Origin of the sequence: Micromonospora sp. NPDC047793 (assembly GCF_040642635.1) — a bacterium.
In the GTDB taxonomy this organism is placed as follows: Bacteria; Actinomycetota; Actinomycetes; order Mycobacteriales; family Micromonosporaceae; genus Micromonospora.
In genome coordinates this window covers 241,956-266,389 of the sequence record NZ_JBEYSG010000006.1, presented here as the reverse complement: position 1 = coordinate 266,389, position 24,434 = coordinate 241,956, and the positions used below count along the sequence as shown (strand labels likewise).

24 protein-coding genes are annotated in these 24,434 nt (G+C 72.9%); 16 read left to right on the top strand and 8 right to left on the bottom strand.

Annotation, left to right across the window (positions count from 1 at the left end; genetic code table 11):
- Positions 1 to 255: 255 nt before the first annotated feature.
- Entirely contained in the window at positions 256 to 1,713 is a 1,458-nt protein-coding gene (locus ABZ738_RS15720; RefSeq protein WP_357213756.1) for a PepSY-associated TM helix domain-containing protein, read from the bottom strand.
- Between the two features lie 97 nt (positions 1,714 to 1,810).
- Complete coding sequence (locus ABZ738_RS15715) at positions 1,811 to 2,809, bottom strand: YafY family protein (protein WP_357213753.1); 999 nt, start codon at positions 2,807 to 2,809, stop codon at positions 1,811 to 1,813.
- A 63-nt stretch (positions 2,810 to 2,872) separates the two neighbouring features.
- Between ABZ738_RS15715 and ABZ738_RS15710 the strand changes: the two genes are divergently transcribed.
- Positions 2,873 to 4,054 (top strand): epoxide hydrolase family protein, encoded by a 1,182-nt coding sequence (locus tag ABZ738_RS15710; RefSeq protein WP_131054904.1) that lies wholly within the window; start codon positions 2,873 to 2,875, stop codon positions 4,052 to 4,054.
- Between the two features lie 3 nt (positions 4,055 to 4,057).
- Here the strand turns inward: ABZ738_RS15710 and pobA are convergent, their stop codons facing one another.
- Positions 4,058 to 5,227: a 4-hydroxybenzoate 3-monooxygenase gene (gene pobA / locus ABZ738_RS15705; protein ID WP_131054905.1), complete on the bottom strand. Its 1,170-nt coding sequence runs from the start codon at positions 5,225 to 5,227 to the stop codon at positions 4,058 to 4,060.
- A gap of 321 nt (positions 5,228 to 5,548) precedes the next feature.
- Between pobA and ABZ738_RS15700 the strand changes: the two genes are divergently transcribed.
- The 9 genes from ABZ738_RS15700 (at position 5,549) to ABZ738_RS15660 (ending at position 13,400) form a co-directional block, all read left to right on the top strand.
- Complete coding sequence (locus ABZ738_RS15700; protein ID WP_131054906.1) at positions 5,549 to 6,367, top strand: CoA transferase subunit A; 819 nt, start codon at positions 5,549 to 5,551, stop codon at positions 6,365 to 6,367.
- On the top strand, positions 6,364 to 7,131 hold the full coding sequence (locus ABZ738_RS15695; RefSeq protein WP_131054907.1) for a CoA-transferase: 768 nt from the start codon (positions 6,364 to 6,366) through the stop codon (positions 7,129 to 7,131). Before ABZ738_RS15700 ends, ABZ738_RS15695 begins: the two co-directional genes overlap by 4 nt.
- A 50-nt stretch (positions 7,132 to 7,181) precedes the next feature.
- Complete coding sequence (gene pcaH / locus ABZ738_RS15690) at positions 7,182 to 7,925, top strand: protocatechuate 3,4-dioxygenase subunit beta (RefSeq protein ID WP_131054908.1); 744 nt, start codon at positions 7,182 to 7,184, stop codon at positions 7,923 to 7,925.
- The gene (pcaG, locus tag ABZ738_RS15685) at positions 7,918 to 8,487 is read left to right on the top strand and encodes a protocatechuate 3,4-dioxygenase subunit alpha (RefSeq protein ID WP_131054909.1); all 570 of its coding nucleotides are present in this window, start codon (positions 7,918 to 7,920) and stop codon (positions 8,485 to 8,487) included. The genes pcaH and pcaG overlap by 8 nt, the downstream gene beginning before the upstream one ends.
- The gene (gene pcaB, locus ABZ738_RS15680) at positions 8,462 to 9,799 is read left to right on the top strand and encodes a 3-carboxy-cis,cis-muconate cycloisomerase (protein WP_357213746.1); all 1,338 of its coding nucleotides are present in this window, start codon (positions 8,462 to 8,464) and stop codon (positions 9,797 to 9,799) included. The genes pcaG and pcaB overlap by 26 nt, the downstream gene beginning before the upstream one ends.
- Positions 9,796 to 10,578, top strand: a complete 783-nt coding sequence (gene pcaD, locus ABZ738_RS15675) for a 3-oxoadipate enol-lactonase (RefSeq protein WP_357213743.1) — start codon at positions 9,796 to 9,798, stop codon at positions 10,576 to 10,578. Before pcaB ends, pcaD begins: the two co-directional genes overlap by 4 nt.
- On the top strand, positions 10,575 to 10,955 hold the full coding sequence (pcaC, locus tag ABZ738_RS15670) for a 4-carboxymuconolactone decarboxylase (protein WP_176094049.1): 381 nt from the start codon (positions 10,575 to 10,577) through the stop codon (positions 10,953 to 10,955). The genes pcaD and pcaC overlap by 4 nt, the downstream gene beginning before the upstream one ends.
- Positions 10,952 to 11,740 (top strand): IclR family transcriptional regulator, encoded by a 789-nt coding sequence (locus ABZ738_RS15665; protein ID WP_357213739.1) that lies wholly within the window; start codon positions 10,952 to 10,954, stop codon positions 11,738 to 11,740. The genes pcaC and ABZ738_RS15665 overlap by 4 nt, the downstream gene beginning before the upstream one ends.
- Before the next feature lie 88 nt (positions 11,741 to 11,828).
- Entirely contained in the window at positions 11,829 to 13,400 is a 1,572-nt protein-coding gene (locus ABZ738_RS15660) for a Na+/H+ antiporter (RefSeq protein WP_357213736.1), read from the top strand.
- A 133-nt stretch (positions 13,401 to 13,533) separates the two neighbouring features.
- Here ABZ738_RS15660 and ABZ738_RS15655 read toward each other — a convergent pair whose 3' ends face one another.
- On the bottom strand, positions 13,534 to 14,769 hold the full coding sequence (locus tag ABZ738_RS15655; RefSeq protein ID WP_357213733.1) for a helix-turn-helix domain-containing protein: 1,236 nt from the start codon (positions 14,767 to 14,769) through the stop codon (positions 13,534 to 13,536).
- Positions 14,770 to 14,853: 84 nt separating this feature from the next.
- Here ABZ738_RS15655 and ABZ738_RS15650 point away from each other — a divergent pair, with 84 nt between their 5' ends.
- Both ABZ738_RS15650 and ABZ738_RS15645 read left to right on the top strand, forming a co-directional pair.
- Positions 14,854 to 15,945 carry a ferredoxin reductase gene (locus ABZ738_RS15650; RefSeq protein WP_131052816.1) on the top strand — a complete coding sequence of 364 codons (1,092 nt, stop codon included), beginning with the start codon at positions 14,854 to 14,856 and terminating at the stop codon, positions 15,943 to 15,945.
- 17 nt (positions 15,946 to 15,962) lie between these two features.
- Positions 15,963 to 17,114, top strand: a complete 1,152-nt coding sequence (locus ABZ738_RS15645; RefSeq protein ID WP_131052815.1) for an acyl-CoA desaturase — start codon at positions 15,963 to 15,965, stop codon at positions 17,112 to 17,114.
- Positions 17,115 to 17,138: 24 nt separating this feature from the next.
- Here ABZ738_RS15645 and ABZ738_RS15640 read toward each other — a convergent pair whose 3' ends face one another.
- Both ABZ738_RS15640 and ABZ738_RS15635 read right to left on the bottom strand, forming a co-directional pair.
- Entirely contained in the window at positions 17,139 to 17,315 is a 177-nt protein-coding gene (locus ABZ738_RS15640; RefSeq protein WP_162854349.1) for a hypothetical protein, read from the bottom strand.
- Between the two features lie 72 nt (positions 17,316 to 17,387).
- Entirely contained in the window at positions 17,388 to 18,131 is a 744-nt protein-coding gene (locus tag ABZ738_RS15635; RefSeq protein WP_131052814.1) for a spermidine synthase, read from the bottom strand.
- Positions 18,132 to 18,235: 104 nt separating this feature from the next.
- Here ABZ738_RS15635 and eccB point away from each other — a divergent pair, with 104 nt between their 5' ends.
- The gene (eccB, locus tag ABZ738_RS15630; protein ID WP_357213727.1) at positions 18,236 to 19,612 is read left to right on the top strand and encodes a type VII secretion protein EccB; all 1,377 of its coding nucleotides are present in this window, start codon (positions 18,236 to 18,238) and stop codon (positions 19,610 to 19,612) included.
- Between the two features lie 69 nt (positions 19,613 to 19,681).
- Here the strand turns inward: eccB and ABZ738_RS15625 are convergent, their stop codons facing one another.
- Positions 19,682 to 20,296 carry a methyltransferase domain-containing protein gene (locus ABZ738_RS15625; RefSeq protein WP_357213724.1) on the bottom strand — a complete coding sequence of 205 codons (615 nt, stop codon included), beginning with the start codon at positions 20,294 to 20,296 and terminating at the stop codon, positions 19,682 to 19,684.
- A gap of 23 nt (positions 20,297 to 20,319) precedes the next feature.
- A complete protein-coding gene (locus ABZ738_RS15620) occupies positions 20,320 to 20,922 on the bottom strand; it encodes a class I SAM-dependent methyltransferase (RefSeq protein ID WP_357213721.1) in 603 nt (200 codons plus the stop codon).
- Positions 20,923 to 21,026: 104 nt separating this feature from the next.
- On the opposite strand from ABZ738_RS15620, the gene ABZ738_RS15615 reads away from it, so the two are divergent.
- The 3 genes from ABZ738_RS15615 (at position 21,027) to pstS (ending at position 24,426) form a co-directional block, all read left to right on the top strand.
- Positions 21,027 to 22,388 carry a hypothetical protein gene (locus ABZ738_RS15615; RefSeq protein ID WP_254876861.1) on the top strand — a complete coding sequence of 454 codons (1,362 nt, stop codon included), beginning with the start codon at positions 21,027 to 21,029 and terminating at the stop codon, positions 22,386 to 22,388.
- Between the two features lie 124 nt (positions 22,389 to 22,512).
- Positions 22,513 to 23,157: a phosphate signaling complex protein PhoU gene (gene phoU / locus ABZ738_RS15610; protein ID WP_131052810.1), complete on the top strand. Its 645-nt coding sequence runs from the start codon at positions 22,513 to 22,515 to the stop codon at positions 23,155 to 23,157.
- 192 nt (positions 23,158 to 23,349) lie between these two features.
- Entirely contained in the window at positions 23,350 to 24,426 is a 1,077-nt protein-coding gene (gene pstS, locus ABZ738_RS15605; RefSeq protein WP_131052809.1) for a phosphate ABC transporter substrate-binding protein PstS, read from the top strand.
- Positions 24,427 to 24,434: the final 8 nt, after the last annotated feature.

The window sequence follows — 24,434 nt, the reverse complement described above, 5'->3', positions numbered from 1 at the left end:
CGTCCTTCCCGTCGGGACGGCGTGATCTCCGGCCCGACGACGCGGTGGACCCCGTTGCGTGAGAGCGCTCTCTCACTGGGGCGGACTTGTATCACGGTGTGAAGAAATCGGGGTCGAGATGTTTCTACCCCGTAACCGCGCCACGCGCCATGGTCGGGACGCATCGATTTCCGTGGGGGTCCACCACGTGGGCCCGGCAGAGAGCCGACGGCGCCGTCCCGGCCGGATCACGACACCCGGCCGGGACGGCACGCCTCACCGGGTGGCGGGCGTCGCGGTCCGGCCGCGCCGCCGGGCGGCCAGCCCCAGGGCGGCGTCGACGACCAGGAAGCCGAGCAGCGGGACGCCGAACCACGGCAGCGCCCAGCCCAGCGCGACCGTCACCGGTACGCCGACCAGCAGCACCCACGGCGGCAGCCCGCGTAGACCGCCACGGGCGGGTGGCGCCCCGGCATACGCCCGTCGGTCGGTGCGGGTGGGGCGGCGCTGCCACCACATCCGGTAGCCCCAGACGATGACGCAGAGCAGGCCGACGGCGAGCGCGGCGAGCAGGACCTGGTTGACCACCCCGAAGAGCAGACCCATGTGCGCCTGTACGCCGAGCGCGCTCACCTGGGCCAGCAACGGCCAGTCGGCGAAGTCCAGGCGGGCGGTCACCGTGCCGTCGGCCGGGTCGACGGCCACCTGGTCCCGGCCCACCGGCCAGGTGTTGTCGGTCTGGGCGACCGCCCACGCGCTGCCCGGCTCGCCCGGGGTGATCTCGATCGGCCCGTCCAGACCGGCGGTGCGGGCGGCGGCCTCCACCCGGTCGAAGGCGGCCGGGTCGGCGGCCCCCACGGGTGCCCCGCCGTGGTCGTGTGCGCCGCCGGAGTCGGCCGGTACACCGGACAGGCCGGTCGACAGCGCGGGCCGGCCGGCGTCCATGGCGTCCAGGCCGGCGGCGAAGTTCCCCCCGGCGAACCGGGACCAGGTCAGCCCGGTGGCGGAGAGCACGAGCAGACCCACCGCGAGCCAGACGCCGGTGGTGGCGTGCCAGCTCCGGGTACGCCGGACCCCCTTGCCGGCGGAGACGTCCGGCACCAGCAGGTGCCTCACCCGAGCGCGTCCGCCGCGCCGACGCCACCACAGGGCGATCCCGCCCAGCGCCAGCACCCACAGCCAGCTCGCGGCGATCTCGGAGTAGTGCCGTCCCAGGTCACCGAGGTGCAGGTGGCGGTGCAGGTCGTCCAGCCAGGTGGTGGCGGGCGTGGAGCCGAACCAGGTGGTCAACTGTCCGCGTACCTCGGCGGTGTACGGGTCGACGTAGACGGTGTGCTGCTTGTCGCCCAGCTCGGGCAGCGCGAACACCACCCGGGTGGTGTGCTCGCCGGTGCCGGGGGAGACGCCGAACAGGCTGCCCTCGGGATGGAACGCCCGCGCGGCGGTGATCTGCTCGGCCAGCGGCCTCGGCTCACCGACGGAGGCGACGGTCAGCTCGTCGGCGTAGAGGATCCGGTCCAGTTGCGGGGTGACGGTGTACGCCAGGCCGGTCAGGGCGGCGACGACCAGGAAGGGCGCGACCAGGACGCCCGCATAGAAGTGCAGGCGGACCAGGAGTGCGGCCAGCGGCGAGGGGCGGCGTGGTGCGCGGGCGGGCGACGGTTCGGCGGCGGGCCGTTCCGGGCCGGGCGTGGAGTCCGGTGTGGAGGCACCGGAGACTTCGGTCAGAGACATGACTTTTCCGATCGGACTAGAAGGTCTTTCCGCGGACGCGCCCGTGCCCTTCGGGTCGCTGTTGCTGCCGTCGCCCGGTCGCCCGCCGCTCTGCCCTCTAGTCGGCCGCCGGGCCGTCGCAGTTCCCGCCACTCTCGCCGTCCCCGCCCGAGACGCCCCGGTGGCAGCGCTCGCCCAGGTCGCGCAGCGCCGTCACCAGCTCGGGCGGGCCGGGCACGGTGAAGTCGACGCCGAGGACCGCGATCATCCAGGCCAGGTCTGCGGCCGTCGCCGCGCCGAGGTGCAGCAGGCAGCGGTGGTCGTCGACCGCCTCCACCGCACCCATGCCCGGCCAGACCCGCTCGGCCACCACGGCGGCGGGCGCGTGCATCGTGACGGTGGTCCGGACCGGGTACGGGCCGGTCGACAGCGCCCGTGCCAGGTAGGCGCTCGCGTCCGGGTCGGGCAGCTCACGGGCGACGAACCGGGGCCCGGTGGGCGTACGCGGACGTAGCCGGTCGACCCGGAACGAGCGCCAGTCCTCGCGGTCGACGTCCCAGGCGACGAGGTACCAGTACCGGCCCCAGCTCACCAGCGCGTGCGGCTCGACGGTGCGCCGCGACCGGTCGCCGTGATGGCTGGTGTAGTCGAACCGCAGCCCCTCCCGACGGTGACACGCGTCGGAGACTGCCACCAGCACGTCCGGGGAGACCGTCGGGCCGGGACTCTCGGCGCGTACCGTGGCGCGGTGCAGCCCGCTGACCCGGTGCCGCAACCGGGACGGCAGCACCTGCTCCACCTTGTGCAGGGCGCGCAGGGCGGTCTCGCCGATGCCGCTGACCGCACTGGCGGTGGCGGTCCGCAGCCCGATCGTCACGGCCACCGCCTCGTCGTCGTCGAGCAGCAGCGGTGGCAGCGCCGCGCCGGCACCGAGCCGATAGCCGCCGGTGCCCTGGGTGGCGTGCACCGGGTAGCCCAGCTCGCGGAGTCGGTCGACGTCCCGGCGCACGGTCCGCGCGGTGACCCCGAGCCGCGCCGCCAGTTCCGCGCCGGACCACTGACGGTACGTCTGCAACAGCGACAGCAACCGGAGCAGGCGTGCGGAGGGCGTCGACATGTGATCGAGGATGCCACCGGCTTAGGACCGGAACTGACCTAACCGGCTCCTAGCGTCGACCGCATGACCGACGACATCGTCCCGTTCCACCTGGACGTCCCGCAGTCCCAGCTCGACGACCTGCACGCCCGGCTGGCCACCACCCGCTGGCCCGCGCTGCCCGACGTCGGCTGGACCCGGGGCGTACCGGTGGACCAGCTCCGGGACCTGGCCGAGTACTGGCGTACCCGCTACGACTGGCGCGGCCACGAGGCGGAGCTGAACACCCTCCCGCACCACCGCACCGAGATCGACGGGCAACCGCTGCACTTCCTCCACGTACGCTCGCCCGAGCCGGACGCGCTCCCGTTGCTCCTGCTGCACGGCTGGCCGGGCTCGTTCCTGGAGTTCCTGGACACCGTCGGGCCGCTGACCGACCCCCGCGCGCACGGCGGCGACCCGGCGGAAGCCTTCCACCTGGTGATCCCGTCGCTACCCGGATTCGGCTTCTCCGCACCGCTGTCCGGGCCCGGCTGGGGCAGCGAACGGATGGCCGGCGCGCTGGTCGAGCTGATGCGCCGGCTCGGTTACGCCCGCTACGGCGTGCAGGGCGGCGACACCGGCTCGTACGTCGCCCCGGCGATCGGTCGGCAGGCACCGGAGCGGGTGGTCGGCGTGCACGTCAACGCGCTGCTCACCTTCCCGTCCGGGGTCGAGGGCGAACTCGACGGACTCACCGACGTCGAGCAGGCCAGGCTGGACGCGTTGACCGCCTACAACGACGGGTACCTCCAGATCCAGGCGAAGTCACCGCACACGCTCGCCTACGGGCTGCACGACTCGCCGGTGGGCCAGCTCGCCTGGATCGTCGAGATGTTCCACCGGCTGACCGACCTGCCCGCCGACGGGAACCTCGACGACGTGGTCGACCGGGACCGACTGCTGACCAACGTCACCCTGTACTGGCTGACCGGCACGGCCGGCTCCGCAGCCCAGGTCTACTACGAGGACATCACCGCCGCCACCTGGTCCGACGAGGCGTGCGGCGACGACGCGGCGGGCGACTGGGGCGTGGGGGAGCCGTCCACCGTGCCGACCGGGGTGCTGGTGTCCCGGTCCCGTGACGTCACCGTGCGGCGGCTCGCCGAACGCGACCACCACGTGGTGCACTGGGCCGAGTACGACACCGGCGGGCACTTCTTCGCCCTGGAGCAGCCGCAGGTCTTCGTCGCCGACTTGCGCACCTTCTTCGGCGCCCTGCGGTAGGGCTCAGACCTGCGGCAGGCCCACGTAGTTCTCCGCCAGGCTGGTCGCGTACGCGTCGGAGGTGGTCACGTACCGCAGGGTCGCCGACTGGATCTTCGCCTCGTACGGGTCGTTCGCGTCGAGCCGGTGCAGCATCGAGGTCATCCACCAGGAGAACTGCTGGGCCCGCCACACCCGCCGCAGCGCGGTGGCCGAGTACCCGTCGAGCAGGTCGGTGCTCCCGTCGGCGTACCAGGCGGCGAAGGCGTCGCCGAGCAGCGCGACGTCGGCCAGCGCCAGGTTCATGCCCTTCGCGCCGGTGGGCGGCACGATGTGTACGGCGTCACCGGCCAGGAAGAGTCGCTGCCAGCGCATCGGCTCCACCACCAGGCTGCGCAACGGCGTGATCGACTTCTCCAGGACCGGTCCCTCGTTGAGGCGCCACCCGGGCACGGTCTCCAGCCGGGTACGCAGCTCGGCCCAGATCCGTTCGTCCGGCCAGTCGGCGATGTCCGAGTCGGCGGGCACCTGGAGATAGAGCCGGGAGATCTCCGGCGAGCGCAGGCTGTACAGCGCGAAACCCCGCTCGTGGTGGGCGTAGATCAGTTCGTCCACCGCGGGCGGGGCGGCGGCCAGCACCCCCAGCCAGGCGAACGGGTACGTCCGCTCGTACGTGTGCAGCACCCCGTCGGGCACGGCCGCGCGACTGATCCCGTGGAAGCCGTCGCAGCCCACCACGAAGTCGCAGTGCAGTTCCGCCTCGACGCCCTCGTGCCGGTAGTGCACCACCGGCGCGGAGTCCAGGCCGGACAGGCGTACCGCCTCGGCCTCGAAGAGGATCGTCGCGTCGGCGGCGAGTCGGGCGGCGATCAGGTCCTTGACCACCTCCTGCTGCCCGTACACGGTGATCGCCCGGCCGGTCAGCTCGGTCATCGGCACCCGGTGCGACTCGCCGTCGAAGCGCAGCTCGATGCCCTCGTGCCGCATTCCCTCCCGGTCCAGCCGCGCCCCCAGGCCGGTCCGGCGCAACAGGTCGACCGAGCCCTGTTCGAGCACTCCCGCGCGGACCCGGTGCTCCACGTACTCCCGGCTGCGGCTCTCCAGCACCACCGAGTCGATGCCGTGCCGGTGCAGCAGGTGCGACAGCATGAGACCGGCCGGTCCCGCCCCGACGATGCCGACCTGGGTACGCATCCGTGCCTCCTCGACCTGTCTGGCGTGCCGTGCGCGTACGCGCGACGGCCGGGCGTCACGGCGTTCCGGAGGACACCCCGTCCCGTCGCGGGGGGAGGGGTCACCGGCTGTTCGCAAGCCGAACGTCCGTTCTCATCAGGAACGTTGGCACGCGGGTCGGGGCCGAGTCAACGGGCGTGCCGCACCATTTCCCGGCCGCGCCGCGCCGCCGGTCGGGTGCGTTGACGGGGTCGACAGCGGACCGCTACGTTCGAGATAAGTACGCGCGTCCGTATGCCGAACAGGTTGACGGGCCGCGGAGATCGGGAGGCGGAGAGGCCCATGGCGAAGCTCGTCTCGCTGGCCGACGGCGTCGCGGACCTGGTCCGCGACGGTGACACGGTGGCGCTGGAAGGATTCACCCACCTGATCCCGTTCGCCGCCGGCCACGAGATCATCCGGCAGGGGCGGCGTGACCTGACCCTGGTCCGGATGACCCCGGACGTCATCTACGACCAGCTCATCGGCGCCGGCTGCGCCCGACGGCTGGTCTTCTCCTGGGGCGGCAACCCCGGCGTCGGCTCGCTGCACCGCTTCCGCGACGCGGTGCAGAACTCCTGGCCGGTCCCGCTGGAACTGGAGGAGCACAGCCACGCCGGGATGGCCAACCGGTACGTCGCCGGGGCCTCCGGGCTGCCGTTCGCGGTGATGCGCGGCTACACCGGCACCGACCTGCCCCGGCACACCGACAACATCCGCACCGTGGACTGCCCGTTCACCGGCGAGACGCTCACCGCCGTGCCCGCCCTGCGCCCCGACGTGACCGTGGTGCACGCCCAGCGCGCCGACCGCGCCGGCAACGTGCAGATGTGGGGCATCACCGGCGTGCAGAAGGAGGCGGTGCTCGCCGCCGACCGGTCGCTGGTCACCGTGGAGGAGATCGTCGACGAGCTGACCCCGGTGCCGGGGCAGGTGGTGCTGCCCGGCTGGGTCGTGGACGCGGTGGCCCGGGTGCCCGGCGGCGCCCACCCCTCCTACACCCAGGACTACTCGGTCCGCGACAACGACTTCTACCGCGCCTGGGACGCGGTCAGCCGGGACCGCGACACCTTCCAGGAGTGGATCGAGCGGCACGTACGCGACGTGGAGGTGCCGGCATGACCGACGGGTACACCGCCGACGAGATGATGACGGTCGCCGCCGCCCGGCAACTGCGCGACGGCACCGCCTGCTTCGTCGGCATCGGGCTGCCCAGCACCGCGGCGAACCTGGCCCGGGCGACCCACGCCCCCGATCTGGTGCTCGTCTACGAGTCGGGCTGCCTCGGCGCCAAGCCCGACCGGCTCCCGCTGTCCATCGGCGACGGCGTGCTCGCCGACACCGCCGACGCGGTGGTCTCGGTGCCCGAGGTCTTCAACTACTGGTTGCAGCCCGGCCGCATCGACGTCGGGTTCCTCGGCGCCGCGCAGCTCGACCGGTACGGCAACATCAACACCACCGTCATCGGCGGCGACTACCGCGACCCTGCCGTGCGACTGCCCGGCGCCGGGGGCGCACCGGAGATCGCCGCCTCCTGCCGGGAGGTGGTGGTCGTGGTGCGGCAGAGCCGCCGGACGTTCACCGACCGCGTCGACTTCGTCACCTCCGTCGGCTACGGCGACGGGCCCGGCGCCCGGGCCCGGCTGGGCCTGCGTGGCGGCGGCCCGAAGACCGTCATCACCGACCTCGGTGTGCTCGAAGCCGACCCGGCCACCTGCGAACTCACCCTGACCCGACTGCACCCGGGGGTCACCGTGGCACAGGCGAGGGCGGCCACCGGCTGGCCCCTCGCCGTCGCCGACGACCTGGCCACCGGGACGCCGCCCAGCGCCACCGAACTCACCGCGCTGCGCGCTCTCGAGGCGACCGTCCGGTCGACCCGGTGAGCGGGCGGCCCCGGCGGGGACCCGCCGACACCGAGGGGAGAACCCACGCCATGACCCGAGACAGCGGCGCCCGGCTGGTGCTGCCGAGCTACCGACGTGACGACGTCGAGGCCCATCCGCCCCTGCTCAGCCCCGGTTACCGCTCCACGGTGGCCCGTGCCCCCGCCCAGCCCCTGGTCCACCTGCCGCAGCGACTCACCGAGATCACCGGCCCGCTGCTCGGTGACGGACGCATCGGCGACCTCGACCACGACCTGACCCGCCAGCACGACGGCGAACCGCAGGGGCAGCGGATCATCGTGCACGGCCGGGTACGCGACGGCGACGGGCGCGCCGTGCCGCACACCCTGGTGGAGATCTGGCAGGCCAACGCCGCCGGTCGCTACCGGCACGCCGCCGACACCTGGCCGGCCCCGATCGACCCGCACTTCACCGGCGTCGGGCGGGCCCGCACCGACGCCGACGGGCGCTACGAGTTCGTCACCGTGCTGCCCGGCGCGTACCCGTGGCGCAACCACGACAACGCCTGGCGACCCGCGCACATCCACTTCTCGCTGTTCGGGCGCGCCTTCACCCAGCGCCTGGTGACCCAGATGTATTTTCCCGGCGACCCGCTGTTCTTCCAGGACCCGATCTTCAACTCGGTCCGCGACCCGCAGGCCCGGGAGCGCATGGTCGCCCGGTACGACCACGACGCGACCCGACCCGAGTGGGCGCTGGCGTACGCGTTCGACATCGTGCTGCGCGGCCGGGAGGCCACCCCCTTCGAGGACGAGGACGACCACGATGACTGAACGTCTCGGTGTCACGCCCGCCCAGACCGTCGGTCCGTACCTGCACATCGGCCTGCGCTGGGCGGACGGGGCGTACGTGGTGCCCGAGGGCACGCCGGAGGCGTTCTGGATCCGGGGCCGCATCGTCGACGGCACCGGCGCCCCGGTGCCCGACGCCCTGGTGGAGAGCTGGCAGGCCGACCCGGACGGTCGCTTCGACCACCCCGACGACCCGCGCGGCGCCCGGCCGCCGTCGGTCGCCGGCTTCCGTGGCTTCGGCCGCGCCGAGACCGACCCGCAGGGGGAGTACGCGCTGCTCACCGTCAAGCCGGGACCGCTGCCCGCCCCGGAGGGCGGGACCGAGGCACCGCACCTGACCGTCTCCGTCCTCGGGCGCGGGCTGCTGCACCGCCTGGTCACCCGGATCTACTTCCCCGGCGAGCCGACCAACGCCACCGACCCGGTGCTGCGTACCGTCGACCCCGACCGTCGGGACACGCTGCTGGCCCGCCCGGCCCCGGACGGCTACCGGTTCGACATCCGTCTGCAGGGGGAGCATGAGACCGTCTTCTTCGCCCTCTGACACCCTGCTGCGGGGCCTGTCCGGCACACCGGACGTCGATGCCGAGCTCGGCGACACCGCCCTGCTGCGGGCGCTGCTGGACGTGGAGGCCGCGCTGGTCCGGGCCGCCGCCGACGCCGGACTGGTGCCCGCCCCGGCCGCCGAGGCGATCGCCGCCGGGTGCCGCGCCGACGCGTACGATCCGGTGGTCCTGGGCGCGGCGGCGGAGGACGCCGGCAATCCGGTCGTACCGCTGGTGCGGGAACTGACCGCCGCCGTCGCCGAGTCGGCCCGCCCCTGGGTGCACTACGGCGCCACCAGCCAGGACGTGCTCGACAGCGCGCTGGCGCTGGTGCTCTCGCGGGCGCTGACGCCGCTGCTGCGGCACCTCGACGCGGCCGTCGACGCCGTCGCCGGTCTCGCCCGTGCCCACCGGGACACCCCGATGATCGGGCGGACCCTGGGCCAGCAGGCCGCGCCCACCACCTTCGGGCTCAAGGCGGCCGGTTGGCTGCTCGGCCTCGTCGAGGCGCGCCGCCGCGTACTCCAGGTGCGCGACAGCCTGCCCGCGCAGCTCGGCGGCGCGGTCGGCACGCTCGCCGGGTACGGTCCGGCCGGCCCGGCGGTGGTCGAGCGCTTCGCCGCCCGGCTGGGCCTGGCGGCGGCTCCGCTGCCCTGGCACACCCGCCGGCAACCCGTCCTCGACCTGGCCGCCGCGCTCGGTGGGCTGCTCGCCGCCGCCGGCAAGGTCGCGCTCGACGTCGGTCTGCTCGCCCAGACCGAGGTCGGTGAGGTGTCCGAGGGCGGTGCGGGACGCGGCGGCTCCTCGGCGATGCCGCACAAGCGCAACCCGGTCGACTCGATCCTGGTCGGCGCCGCCGCCCGACGGGGTCCCGGGCTGGTCGGCACCCTGTTCGCCGCTGCCGGGCAGGAACACGAGCGCGCCGCCGGTGGCTGGCACGCCGAGTGGGAGCCGCTGCTGGACCTGGTGCACCTTGCCGGCGGGGCCGCCGCCCGGACCGCCCGGATGCTGACCCACCTTCGGGTGGACCCGCAACGGATGCGGGCCAACCTGGACGCCACCGGCGGCCTGCCGATGGCCGAGGCCGTCGCTGCCCGACTCGCCCCGGCGCTGGGCCGCGCCGCCGCCCACGACCTGGTCCGCCGGGCCACCACCGGCCCACGTTTCCGGGACGCCCTGCTCGCCGACGCACAGGTGCGGGCCCACCTGTCCGAGGCCGACCTCGACGCCGCCCTGGACCCGCGCGCCTGGCTCGGGTCCGCCGGCCACCTGGTCGACCGGGCGCTCGCATACGGGAGGTCCGGCTCGTGACCGACGTGCTGCACGCCACCGTGGACGGTCCGCCGGACGCGCCGGTGCTGGTGCTGGGCAGCTCGCTGGGGACCACCGGCGCCATGTGGCAGCCGCAGGTGGCGGCGCTCGCCACCCGGTTCCGGGTGCTCCGGTACGACCATCTCGGTCACGGCGCCTCACCCGCGCCCCCCGGGCCGTACACGATCGACCTGCTGGGCCGGAAGGTGCTCGGGCTGCTCGACGACCTGGACGTCGAGCGGGTCCACTACGCGGGGCTCTCCCTCGGCGGCATGGTCGGCATGTGGCTGGCCGCGTACGCGCCCGAGCGCATCGACCGCCTGGCCCTGCTCTGCACCTCGGCGGCGCTCGGCCCGGCCGACGGATGGCGGGCCCGCGCCGCGACCGTCCGCGCCGGTCTGCTGCACACGGTCACCGACGCGATCGTGTCCCGCTGGTTCACCCCCGCGTTCGCCGCCGCGCACCCCGACACCGTCGCCGCCTACCAGGACATGCTGGCCCTCACCCCGCCCGCCGGGTACGCCGCCTGCTGCGAGGCGATCGCCGCCATGGATCTGCGTCCCGCCCTCGCGTCGGTACGCGCCCCCACGCTCGTGGTCGCCGCCGCCGACGACCCGGCGACCCCGCCCGCGCACGCCGCCGACATCGCCGCGCGGATCGACGGTGCCCGGCTGGTCGTGCTGGCCGACGCCGCCCACCTGGCCAACGTCGAACGACCCGAGGCCGTCACCCGCCTGCTGACGAGCCACCTCGACCCGGAAGGCAGGGCGACGCCGTGACCGACGCGCAACGACACGAGGCCGGGATGGCGGTACGCCGGCAGGTGCTCGGCGACGCCCACGTGGACCGGGCGGTCGCCGACACCGACGAGTTCACCGCCGACTTCCAGGACCTGATCACCCGGTACGCGTGGGGTGAGATCTGGACCCGGGACGGGCTGGACCGGCGTACCCGCAGTTGCATCACCCTCGCCGTCCTCGCCACCCAGCACCACGACGCGGAACTGGCGATGCACGTACGCGCCGCGCTGCGCAACGGCCTGACCCCGCAGGAGGTCGGTGAGGTCCTGTTGCAGGTGGCCGTCTACGCTGGCGTACCGGCGGCGAACCGGGCGTTCAAGGTGGCCCAGGAGACCCTGCGGCAGGAGGCCCAGTGACCGACGCGGCGACCACGCGATCCGGCGAGTTCGTCCAGTCGCTGGAACGCGGTCTCGCCGTGATCAGGGCGTTCGACGCGGAGCACCCGCAACTCACCCTCAGCGAGGTCGCCCGCGCCACCGGGCTGACCCGCGCCGCCGCCCGACGGTTCCTGCTCACCCTGGTCGAGTTGGGCTACGTGCACACCGACGGGCGGTTGTTCTCGCTGCGCCCACGCATCCTGGACCTCGGCTACGCGTACCTCTCCGGCCTGGGTCTGCCGGAGGTGGCCCGGCCGCACATGGCGGCCCTGGTCGCGCAGGTCCACGAGTCCTGCTCCGCCTCGGTCCTCGACGGCGACGAGGTGGTCTACGTGGCCCGGGTGCCCACCAAACGGATCATGACGGTGGGGATCAGCGTCGGCACCCGCTTCCCCGCGTACGCCACCTCGATGGGCCGGGTGCTGCTCGCCGCACAGCCCGCGCAGTGGCTGGACGACTACCTCGCCACCGCGACGCTGCGCCCGCTCACCCGTCGCACCGTCACCGACCCGGCCAAGCTGCGCACCATCCTCACCAGGATCGCCGCCCAGGGATACGCCCTGGTCGACCAGGAACTGGAGGAGGGGCTGCGGTCGCTGGCCGCCCCGGTACGCGCCGACGACGGCACCGTGATCGCGGCGGTCAACGTCTCCGCCCACGCCAGCCGCGGCACGTTCGACGCGATCCGCAGGGAACTGCTGCCGCCGCTGCTCGCCGCCGCCCGGCGCATCGAGGAGGACCTGGCCGGGGGAGCGCTCCGCTAGGCAGGCTCCCTCGTCTGCGGGTCGGCTGAATCCGCCCGGAACGCCCGGTCGGCGTACCACCATGTGGTGGACGACGAACGGGGGCGACGTGAGCGAGCTGTTGCTGATCATCACGTTGGGCGTCACCGTGCTGGTCGGCACCACCCTCGGCGGTCGCTACCGGGTCGCGCCACCGGTCCTGCTCATCTGCATGGGCGCGCTGCTGGCGCTGCTACCGCCGTTGTCGCACGTCATCCTGCCCCCCGAGGTGGTGCTGCTGCTGTTCCTGCCGGCCATCCTCTACCGGGAGAGCCTGACCACCAGCCTGCGCGAAGTCCGGGCGAACATCGTGGTGATCACGCTGCTGGCGGTCGGGCTGGTCGGCGTCACGATGGTGGTGGTGTCGCTGGCCGTGCAGCGCTTCGGCGTCGACCCGGCGGTGGCCTGGGTGCTCGGCGCGGTGCTCGCCCCGACCGACGCCGCAGCCGTGGCCGGTCTGGCCAAGCGGATGCCCCGACGGCTGCTCACCACGCTGCACACCGAGAGCCTGATCAACGACGGCACCGCCCTGGTGCTGTTCGCCGTGGCGCTCGGGCTGCTCGGTGGCGGTGCCGCGCCGACCGTCTTCGAACTCGTCGAGCGGGTCGGCCTGTCGTTCCTCGGTGGCATCGCCGCCGGTCTGCTGGTCGGCACCGTGGTGATCCTCATCCGCAAGCGCCTGGACGACCCGTTGCGGGAGGGCGCGATCAGCGTGCTCACCCCGTTCGCCGCGTTCTTCCTCGCCGACGTCGTGCACGAGAGCGGCGTACTCGCGGTGGTGGTCTCCGGGTTGATGCTGACCGCGGCCAGTCCCCGGGTGGTCCGGGCCCGGTCGCGGGTGCTGGCGCTGTCGTTCTGGGACCTGACCACCTTCCTCATCAACGGTGGACTCTTCGTGCTGGTCGGCATGCAGATTCCCCGGGCGGTACGCAGCGTCACCAGTGTGTCGCTGCTGCGTGCGCTCGCCATCGCGGTGGTGGTGGCCGTGGTGCTGGTGGCGGTGCGGATGCTCTGGCTGCACCTCACCGCGATCGTCGCCCGGCTGGTGGACCGACGCGCGGTCGCGGTCAGCCGTCGGGTGAACTGGCGGGTCCGTACCGTCGCCGGGTGGGCCGGGTTCCGGGGCGCGGTCTCGCTGGCGGCGGCGCTCGCCGTGCCGCTCAGCATCGACGGGGACCGGGTCCCGGAACGGGACCTGATCATCTTCTGCGTGGCGACGGTGATCCTGCTGACCATGCTGGTGCAGGGCACCACGCTGCCGTTCCTGCTGACCTGGGCGGGGCTCACCGGTGACCCGGAACGCGAGGACGAGAGCCGGCAGGCGCGGGTCCGCGCCACCCAGGTCACCCTCGACGCGCTGCCGGACATCGCCGAGCGGATCGGTGCCGACGCGGACATTCTGCGGCGGATCCAGGACGAGTACTCCGGGCACCTGGACGCGGCCCAGGCCGAGCCGGAGGACGATACGGCTGCCGTCCAGGAGGCGGAGCGTCAGCTACGGCTGGCCGCGCTGGACCACAAGCGCCGTGAGATCACCCGGATGCGCGACTCCCGGGAGATCGACGACGTGGTGCTGCGCGAGTTGCAGGCGCACCTGGACGTCGAGGAGATCCGCCTGCTCGGGCCGCGCACGCTCGAATGACCAGCCCCACGTACGCACGCAGGGATGCAAGGAAGGGTCCCCTGCTAACGCCTGGTGCATAGCAGGGGACCCTTCCTAACACATCACCACGACACACATCACCACGACCGCGCCGCGAGGGTCGGTGCGCCGCTCAGGGGGTCGCGTCGGGCGGGACGGGTGCCGGCAGCGCCAGTGCCACGGTGAGGTCCAGCAGGCAGTGCGGGTCGGTGAGCCGCTCGCCGTAGAGCTGGCGGAGCTGACCCATCCGGTACCGGACGGTCTGCGGGTGGACGAAGAGGTCGGCGGCGACGTCGTCGCGTCGCCCCTGGTGCAGCAGCCAGGAGCGCAGTGTCTCGGCGAGCCGCTCGGCACTGGCCGGGGGCAGCGCGGCCAGTGGTTGCAGCACCCGGGCACGCAGGTCGGCCAGAGCCTCCAGGTCGGCGCTGAGCAGCAGTTCGGCCAGATGCTGCTCGGTGTCCACCGGCTCCCCGTCGTCGGGCGGCGCGATGCCCAGGGCGTTGAGCCGCAGCACCCGCTCGTAGGACGAACTGGCCCGGGCCCACGAGCGGGCCGGGCCCAGCACGGCGCGTCGGCCCTGCAACACCCGGGCGAGCTGCCGTCGCCGGTCGCCGTGCATGTCCGGTACGAGCAGCACGGCGGTCTCCGCGCCCGACTCCCCGGCGGGCAGTTCCTCGTTGCTCTCCAGGGTGTGCTCGTCGAGCAGGGCCAGTGCGCCGCGCAGCTTCGTCTGCGGCAGCAGCACGACGGTCAGCGTCTGCGGCAGCGGCCAGTCGGCCCGCTCCGCGCTGCGCACCAGCACGTCCTCCGGCTCGCCGAGGAGCAACTGCTGGGTGAGTCGTTCCAGGTTCCGCCGCCGGGCCCGCCCGACGCTGGCCAGCTCGTCGGCGTGCCCGGCCACGCTGGCCGCGGAGAGTTCGTCGATGTAGGCGAACATCAGCTCGGCGAACTCGGCGACCGCAGCGGCGGGTGACCCGATCGCCACCGTGGTGGCGGCCAGTTCCCGCCAGGAGACCCGGGCGCCGATCCGGTACGCGGCCAGCAGCGCGTCCACGCTGCGACCCGACCGGGCCTCGCCGCTGCCCAGCGCGTACGCGGCCTCCAGCGCCGGGACCAGCGGTGTGCTGGGATCGCCGCCGTGGGACCGTTCGAGCAGTTGCAGGAAGGTGCCCAACGCGATCTGCACCGCGTTCTCGATCTTGTCCCGCATCTGTCCGGTCAGGGTGCCGGAGTAACTGGGCACCTCCGCCGTGATCGCGGTGACGGTCCGTTCGGCGACCAGCGGCAGGCGCTCGCGCAGCTCACGGGCTACCCGCTGGTCCAACTCGATGCGAGCCGCCCGGTGGCTGGTGCCGGAACTTTCCGCCACGTTGTTCTCCCCGCACAAAACGGATGGGTCGCTTTACCTTCGCCGGCCAAGATTTTATGCCCAGCACACGGCGACCATCGTTCTATGACCGCCACCGTTCCGCGACCCGGCGCCAAGGTATCCCTTCGACGCCGTCTGTGGCGACTCGCCGAGTCGGTGACCACACCGGTACTGCCCGGGGACTACCTCGACCTGGTCGCCCCGCTGCGGGCCAGCGCCGACCTGCGCGGGCGGATCGTCGAGGTGCGCCCTGAGACGGCGGACGCGGCGACCGTGCTGATCCAGCCGGGCCGCAGTTGGCGTGGCCACGTCCCCGGCCAGTACGTGCGCCTCGGCGTCGACGTGGACGGCGTACGCCAATGGCGGGCCTATTCGGTGACCTCGGCACCCGGCCGCCGCACCGACCCGATCTCGGTGACCGTCAAGGCGATCCCCGACGGCGTGGTCAGCAACCACCTGGTGCGGCGGGCGCGCCCCGGCACGCTGGTGCAGCTCGACCAGGCACGCGGCGACTTCGTGCTGCCCTCGCCGGCGCCGGAGCGGGTGCTGTTCCTCACCGCAGGTAGCGGCATCACCCCGGTCGCCGGGATGCTGCGCTCGGGCGCGCTGGACGGCAGCGACGTGGTGCTCGTCCACTCGGCGCCGACCGCCGACGACGTGGTCTTCGGCCCGGAACTGCGTGCCCTCGCCGCACGCGGCGCCCTGCGGCTGGTGGAGCGCCACACCTCCGTCGAGGGCCTGCTGGACGTCGCCGAACTCGACACGCTCGTCCCCGACCACCTGGAGCGCCGGACCTGGGCGTGCGGCCCGCTCGGTCTGCTCGACGCGGCCGAGGCACACTGGGAGGCCCGTGGGCAGGTCGAGCGCCTGCACACCGAACGCTTCCGACCCACGATCATCACCGCCGGTGACGGCGGCACGGTCACCTTCACCAACTCGTCGGTGACGGTGGCGGCCGACGGCACCACCCCGCTGCTCGACGCCGGTGAGAACGCCGGCGTGCTGATGCCCTCCGGCTGCCGGATGGGCATCTGCTTCGGCTGCGTGCTGCCACTTCGCCAGGGCGCTGTCCGCGACCTGCGCAACGGACAGCTCACCACCGCCCTGCCGGGCGACGGCGTACGCGTGCAGACCTGCGTGTCGGCCGCGGCCGGGCCCTGCGAACTCGAGATCTGAATCGGAGAACCGCCGCCGTGACCGTGATCCAGAAGAAGGCCAACAACCCGATCGCGCACCTCACCGCCGAGGACATCGAGAACCTCGGCCGGGAGCTCGACGCCCTGCGGGAGCGGGTGATTAACTCCCGGGGTGAGCGGGACGCCGCGTACATCCGCAAGGTCATCTCGACGCAGCGCAAGCTGGAGGTCGGCAGCCGGGTGGTGCTGCTGTTCTCGCTGTTCCCGCCGGCCTGGATCATCGGCACCGCGGGTCTGTCGGTGGCCAAGATCCTGGAGAACATGGAGATCGGGCACAACGTCCTGCACGGTCAGTGGGACTGGATGCGCGACCCGAAGATCCACTCGACGAGCTGGGAGTGGGACCACGCCACCCCCGCCTCGCAGTGGAAGGAATCGCACAACGAGCTGCACCACCGCTACACGAACGTGGTCGGCAAGGACAACGACCTCGGGTACGGCATCATGCGGGTGGACGAGGACCAGCCCTGGCACCCGGCCTACCTGGGCCAGCCGGTCTACAACTTCGTCAACGCCTGCTTCTTCGAGTACGGCGTCGCCGCGTACGACCTCGACCTGGCCAACAACCTCAAGGACGGCAAGCACAAGAGCCCGGAGTTCCGGGCCCGGCTCCGCGCGGTCGGCCGCAAGATCCGCCGCCAGGCGCTCAAGGACTACGTGGTCCATCCGCTGCTGTCCGGCCCGTCGTTCTTCCACACCATGGCCGCGACCTTCACCGCCAACCTGGTCCGCAACGTGTGGAGCCACTCGGTGATCATGTGCGGGCACTTCCCGAAGGGCGTGGAGACCTTCGAGAAGACCTCGATCGAGGGGGAGACCCGGGGCGAGTGGTACCTGCGGCAGATGCTCGGCTCGGGCAACATCAGCGGTAGCAAGCTGATGCACATCATGACCGGCAACCTGTCGTTCCAGATCGAGCACCACCTCTTCCCCGACCTGCCCAGCAACCGCTACCAGGAGATCGCCCCCGAGGTGCGGGCGCTCTTCGACAAGTACGGCCTGAAGTACGTCACCGGCTCCCTGCCGCGACAGGTGCTCTCCGCGTGGGGCAAGGTCTTCCGCCTCGCCCTGCCGAACCGCCGCCGCCGCACCGAGACGACCTCGGACGACCGACCGGCGACGCCCGCGCTGGCCGCCGCCGGCGTCTGACACCGCCGACTTCCGAGCCGCCGGTCAACGGCGGCTCGGATAGTTCTGGGCCGACCGCCGCCCCTTGACGAAAGCCAGCACGATCACCGCGACGAGCGCGATGACACCGATGATGAGCAGCCAACGGACCGCTTCGAGAAGCAGCCCGAGCAGGACGAGCACACCGGCCACCACGCCGACCACCCAGAGCAGGGCACGCATCTCCACCTCCTGGACAGGTCGCCCGGACGATCCGGGCGGCCTGCCTCGTCAGCTACCCCGTCCGGCCCGGCCTCATGCCTGCCCGACCAGGTCGGGGCCGGTCGTGGTCTGCGCCACATAGACCGTGTTGGCCGATTCGCCGCCGGTCAGCGGGTTCGCGAAGCGCACCACGTGGCTGTGGTGGGTCGGGAAGACCTCGGCGAGCACCCGCTCGAACCCCGGCTCGGGCGGGTCGTCCGACCAGAGCGCGAACACCCCGCCCGGCCGCAGCAACCGCGCCAGGCGACCCAGCCCCGCCGGAGTGTAGAAGTCGGCGTGGCTCGGGTGCAGCACATGCTGGGGGGAGTGGTCGACGTCCAGGATGATGGCGTCGAAACGACGCCCCGGCGCGTCGGGGTCGAGGCCCTCCCCGCCGGCCACCCGGGCGAAGAAGTCGGCCCGGGCCAACCGGGTACGCGGATCGGTGGCCAGCCCGGCGGCGAACGGCAACAACTCGCGCCGGTGCCAGTCGATGACGTCCTCGAGCGCCTCCACCACCAGCAACGCGCCCACCCGTTCGTCGGCCAGCACGGTCCGCGCCGTGTACCCGAGCCCGAGACCGCCGACCGCCACGTCCAGACCGGTCCCGGCGAGCGGCGCCAGCCCCAACCGGGCCAGCTCGACCTCACCGGCGGTGAAGAGGCTCGACATCAGGAACTCGTCGTCGAGTTTGACCTCGTACACGTCGAGGTCGAGACGGAGGTCCCGGCGTCGGCGCAGGCTGATCTCACCGATCGGGGTCGGACGCCAGGCCAGTTCCTCGAAACGTACGCTCACCGGCCGGATGCTACGCGGTTGCCGACGGGTGGTGACGCACGGTCCACGCGACATCGACACGCCGCATATCCTGTGCGCCGACCGTCTCGCGCGGAGGAGATCGCATGCCGTCGCGGCAGGACCAGCTCCACTCGTACCAGTTCACCCTCCAGCGGGTGGTGGCGGCGCTGGTGATGCGCGAGACCGACCCGGTGCAGTCACCGATGCGTCGGCTCGCCGGTGCCGCGCTGGCCAGCGTCCTGGTGGCGGTCGTCGGGCTGGGCGCGTTCGCCCTCTACGGCCTGTTCACCGGGGGCGGCGCGACGTGGCGGGACACCGCCGCCGTCATCGTCGAGAAGGAGTCCGGTGCCCGGTTCGTCTATCGCGAACAACGCCTGCACCCGGTGCGCAACTACGCGTCGGCGCTGCTCATCGTCGGTGCGGAGCAGCCGAGAACCGTGGTGGTGTCACGCCGCTCGCTCGACGGGGTGCCGCGTGGCGTACCACTGGGCATCGGCGACGCACCCGACTCGCTACCGGACACCCGGCGGCTCACCACCGCGCCGTGGACGGTCTGCTCGTCGGTGGCGACCCCGGCCGGAACCGAGCGGCCCCGCTCGGTGCTGCTGATCGGCGCCGGGGCCGACGACGGTCGGCCGCTCGGCGCGTACGCCCTGCTGCTGCGCGCCCCCGACGGCGCGCTGCACCTGCTCTGGCAGCAGCGACGGCACCTGGTCCGGGACACCGAACGGGTGCTGGCCGCGTTGGCGGTCACCCGGGCGCGGGCCGTTCCGGTGGCTGCGGCCCTGCTCAACGCCGTCCCGGCCGGGACGGACCTGAAGCCGCTGGAGATACCCGGCCTCGGTGACCGCTCCGTCGGCGTCGCCGGTGCGCGGGTCGGCGACGCGCTGGTGGTGCGCAACCCCGGTGGCGGACGGCAGTACGCGGTGGTGCTCCGCGACGGTCTGGCCGGCATCACCGAGTTGCAGGCCGCGCTGCTGCTGGCCCGGACCGGCCAGCGCGAGCCGGACCAGGTCAGCCTCGGTCGCTTCGCCGCCCTGCCGCAACTCGACGACCTCGCCCCGAACGGAGCCGGCGCGCCACCCGAACTGCCGCCCCCGCTGGCCACCGAGGACGCGTCGACGCTCTGCGCGCGGGTCGGCGACGACACCGGCCCCGTCGACGTACGCCTGGGCGTGGCCCTGCCGGAGCCGGCCGCCGCCCCGCACCGACCGACCGGTCAGGTGGCCGAGCAGGTGGTGGTGGAGCCGGGACGTGGCGCGGTGGTCGAGTCCGTCGCCGCACCCGGTGCCACCGGCGGGGCGGTCTCGCTGGTCACCGACCTCGGACGGCGGTACGTCCTAGCCGACGCCGCCGTACCGGCCATGCTCGGCTACGGCGACGTGCGACCGGTCCGGTTGCCTGCGGGCGTGGTCGACCTGGTCCCCGCCGGAGCCTCCCTGGACCCCGAGACGGCCCGCCAGGCCGCCATCCCCGACTGAGCCCGGTCCGGTGCAAGGAAGGGCCCCCTACTAACGCCTGGTGTATAGGAAGGGTCCCCTCCTTACACCTCAGGGCAGTTGTGGGGTGGGGCGGCGCAGGATGGTGACGGCGAAGTCGGCGTCGTCCCGCCACGGACGCAGGTCCCAGGTCGCGAAGCGGTGCTCCAGGCGTAGCCCGGCGGCGACCACGTCGGCGTCGAAGTCGGGCAGCGGATAGCCCCGGTCGGTGCCGAATCCGATCGCCGCCACCCCGTCCGGGCGCAGGTGCGCGGCGACGCGCCGCAGCACGGCGACCTCGGTGCCGGCCGCCACGAAGGCCATCACGTTGCCGGCCAGCACGGCCGCGTCGAAGGGCTCGGGTTCGCCGGCCGCCGCGAGGTCCAGCTCGGTCAGGTCGGCGATCAGCCAGCGTGGTCCCGGATGGTCGGCGCGGGCCGCCTCGACCAGGACCGGATCGGCGTCCACGCCGACCACGGTGTGCCCCCGGGCGGCCAGCTCGGCACCGACCCGGCCGGTGCCGCAGCCGGCGTCGAGGATCCGGGAGCCCGGCGGCACCAGCGCGTCCAACAGCCGCGCCTCCCCGGCCAGGTCGATCCCGTCGGCCGCCATGCGGCGGAACCGGTCGACGTACCACTGGGAGTGCTCGGGGCCGGTGTCGGTGGCCCACCGGGTCGGGTTGCCCATGGGCCCACCGTAACCGGCGGGCCTCAGGGCAGCCGGGCGACGGTCACGAACTCGTTGTACGTGAACGCCCGCCCGGCGATGCGGGGGAACGGGAAGGAGTACTGCCGTAGCACGGTCAGCCCGAGTTCGCGGCAGGTCTCGGCCGCCTCGGCGAAGCCGACGAACCGGACGTGCGACGCGTCGCTGTCGTACCCGCGCTCCTGCGGGGTGATGAAGACCGCCCGGCCGCCGGAACGGACGAACGGCAGGTACGACGCGACCACCTCGCGGGCCTGCTCGGCCGGCATGTGTTCGAGCAGGTGCGCGGCGAGCATGGCGTCGAACGCGTCCGGGCGGGCGTGCGCGCTGCCGAAGAACTCATCGGTGGTGTACGCCTCCAGCCCGAGCGAGCGGGTGTGCGCCACCGAGGTCGGGTTGTGGTCGACGCCGACCGCGCCGGCGCCCAGGTTGACCAGGTTGCGGCCCAACCCGGACCCGACATCGAGGGTACGGCCGAGGCCGAGCCGTCGCAGGTTCCACCGGTACGGCGCCTGCACGTCCAGGAGTCTCTTCCACCGGGCGCCACTGAGCTGCTGCAACCGGTGGGTGTAGTCCTCGCCCTCGGTTCCCGTGGGACCCTGGTGCATCGATGGGCTCCTTCGCGTCGATCGTTCGCGCGCCCCCGTGCGCAGTGACTGGTGCCACGATCGTCTAGCCTAGCGAGGAGCGTAGCGCTACCTGGATGTGACTCATGGTTAACCGGACTGTTCCGTCGAGCGGGCCGAGCCCTGCCCCGGCCGACCTGGCCAGTGGGCGGTACGCCGCGCTCCGGCAGTCGGCGTGGGCCACTCTGGACGGCAACTGGGAACACGACCACACCGTGCCGTCGCGCAGCCTCTATCCGCACCAGTGGAGTTGGGACTCGGCGTTCATCGCGATCGGCTGGGCCCACGTCCGGCCCGAGCGCGCCTGGTCGGAGCTGTCCAGCCTCTTCGACGCCCAGTGGCGTGACGGCCGGGTGCCGCACATCGTGTTCAACCCGGCGGTGCCCGCCACCGCGTACTTCCCGGGGCCGGTCTTCTGGGCCTCGACCGAGGTCGAGGGTGCCCCTGCGGTCGCCACCTCGGGTCTGGTCCAGCCGCCGGTGCACGCGCTGGCCGCCTGGCACGCCTACGAGCGGGCGCCGTCCCCGCAGGCCCGGGACGCGTTGCGGCGGCTCTATCCCCGGCTGGTGGCGCAGCAGCGGTACCTCGCCACCCACCGCGACGTCGGTGGGGCCGGGCTGGCCGCCGTGGTGCACCCGTGGGAGTCCGGCCTGGACAACAGCCCGGCCTGGGACGAACCGCTGGCTGCGGTACCCGCCGAGGCGTCGGTCATGCGGGCGTACCGGCGGCGCGACACCGTGCACGCCGCCGCCGCGCACCGGCCGACGGACCTGGACTACGCGCGGTACGTCGCCGTCGTCACCGCCTACCGGGCGGCGGGTTACCGCGACGAGGGGCTTGCCGAGCGGCATCCGTTCCTGGTGGAGTGTCCGCTGTTCAACGCCGCGATGGGCGTCGCCGAGCACGCGTTGGCGCGCATCGCCGGGGAGGTCGACGCCGACCCCGGACCGCACCGGGAGAACGCGACCCGCATCACCGCGGCGCTGGTGGACCGGCTGTACGACCCGGCCACCGGTACGTTCCACGCCCGCGACCTGCGCACCGGTCGGTTGACCCCGGCCCGGACGGTGCTCGGGCTGACCCCGCTGATCCTGCCCGACCTGCCGGCACGGCAGGTCGAGGCGGTGCTGGCGGAGGCCACCTCGGCGCGCTTCGGTCTGGCCGCCGGGATGGATCGGCCGCTGCCCAGCCACGACCGCACCGCGACCGACTTCGAGCCGCTGCGCTACTGGCGCGGTCCGAGCTGGATGAACGTGAACTGGCTGGTGCGGCACGGCCTGCTGGCGCACGGGCAGGACCGACTCGCCGCCGGCCTGCGGGCGTCGATGATCGGGCTGGTCGAGACCGCCGGTTGTCACGAGTACTTCCACCCGGAGACCGGCGCGGGTCTCGGCTCGGCGGGTTTCGGGTGGACGGCGGCACTGCTGCTGGACGTGCTGGCCGACTGACCGCCGCCGGGGCCGGGCACCACGGATGCGCGTGGCAGGTAGCTTTGCGGGCCGGGCCTTGCCCCCCGCGCGGCGGTGACGTGCCACCGGCGGGTGGGACGGCCTGGACGGACGGAGGGGCGCGATGAGCCGGGACAGCTACGACGAGCAGCTCGACCGACTCACCGGCGTGCTGGCCGCGATGAGTCGCGACGCCAGCGCGGCGATCCGGGGTGCCAGCACCGCCCTGCTGGACATCGACCGGGGCGCCGCCGACGCGGTGATCACCGCCGACACGGTGCTCGACCAGCGGCGGGCCGAGGTCGAGGCGATGATCCCGCAGGTGCTGGTCCGGCACCAGCCGGTCGCGTCCGACCTGCGGCTGGTGGTGTGCGCCCTGCGGATCGCCGGCGCCCTGGAACGGATGGGTGACCTCGCGGTGCATGTCGCCAAGGTGGTCCTGATGCGGTATCCGGTGGGTGTGGTTCCGGCACCGGCGGTCCCGGTGATGACCGAGATGGCCGACGCGGCGGCCCGGATCGCCGACAAGACCGCCGTCGTGCTGGCCACCCGCGACCGGTTGGACGCGATGCAGCTCGGGCTCGACGACGACGAGGTCGACGCCGCCCAGCAGCGGTTGCTGTCGCAGCTCGTGGCCGGCTGGCCGTACGGGGTGGAGTCCGCCATCGACCTGGCGCTGGTCGGCCGCTACTACGAGCGGTACGCCGACCAGGCGGTCAACGTGGCGCGACAGGTCGTCTACCTGGCCACGGGCACCATCCGGCTCTGACCGGGGTCCCATTCCGGGCATCCGGCACGTCGCCCCCGGAACGTCACATCCCGACTCCGGTCCGGCCACCGGTCGAGCCGTCAAGTTCACTTTTCGTTCACCTGGGTCCGGGAGTCCGGCTACCTGCGCCTCCTACCTTGACTCGCGTACGGCCCGGACGGGCTGATGCACCCCGATAGGAAGGCTTACCTGGTGAACCGCAACGTGCTCTCGCGGCGCGTCCTCGCCGGCGTCGCGCTTGCCGCGCTCGCGCTTACCGGCTGTGGAAGCAATGACAACGGCACGGAGCCGGGCGGAAGCGGCGGCGACAGCGCCTACGCGAACCTCTCCGGCGCGTTGAACGCCTCCGGCGCCAGCTTCCCGGACGCGTATTACCAAGAGGTCATCGAAGAGTTCAAGGGCGTTGCCTCCAACGTCACGGTCACCTACAACGCGACCGGCTCCGGCACCGGCAAGAAGCAGTTCGGTGAGGGCCTGGTCGACTTCGCCGGCACCGACAGCCTGGTGAAGGAGACCGACGGCGTGGCCGCCGACTCGTTCCTCTACGTGCCGACCGTGGCGGCGCCGATCACGATCTCCTACAACCTCCAGGGCGTCGAGAAGCTCCAGCTCAGCCCGGAGACGCTTGCCAAGATCTTCCAGACCGACATCAAGACCTGGGACGACGCCGCCATCAAGGCCGACAACCCGGGCGTCGAGCTGCCCAGCACGCCGATCGTCGTCGCGCACCGCTCGGACGGCTCCGGCACCACCAACAACTTCACCAAGTACCTGGCGGCTGCCGCCGGCTCCACCTGGAAGCTCGGCAGCGGTGACACGGTGGCCTGGCCGGCCAGCACCCAGGGCGGTGAGAAGAACACCGGTGTCGCGCAGATCGTCAAGCAGACCAACGGCGCGGTGGGCTACGTCGACCTGAGCGACGCCAAGGCCACCCAGCTCACCTTCGCCGCCATCAAGAACAAGGACGGCCAGTTCGTCGCGCCGTCGATCGAGGGCACCACCGCCGGCCTGGAGGGCGCGGCGGTCGAGGCGGACCTGAGCTACAACCCGCTCGACGCCGCCGGGGCCAGCTCGTACCCGATCACCGCACCGACCTTCATCATCGTCAAGACCTCGTACGGCGACGCCGCAAAGGCCGAGCTGGTCAAGGGCTTCCTCACCTACCTGCTCAACGAGGGCCAGGACCTGGCTCCGGAGATCGACTTCGCGCCGCTGCCGGACTCCCTCAAGGAGAAGGCGCTGGCCCAGGTCGAGAAGATCCAGGGCTGATCAGATCA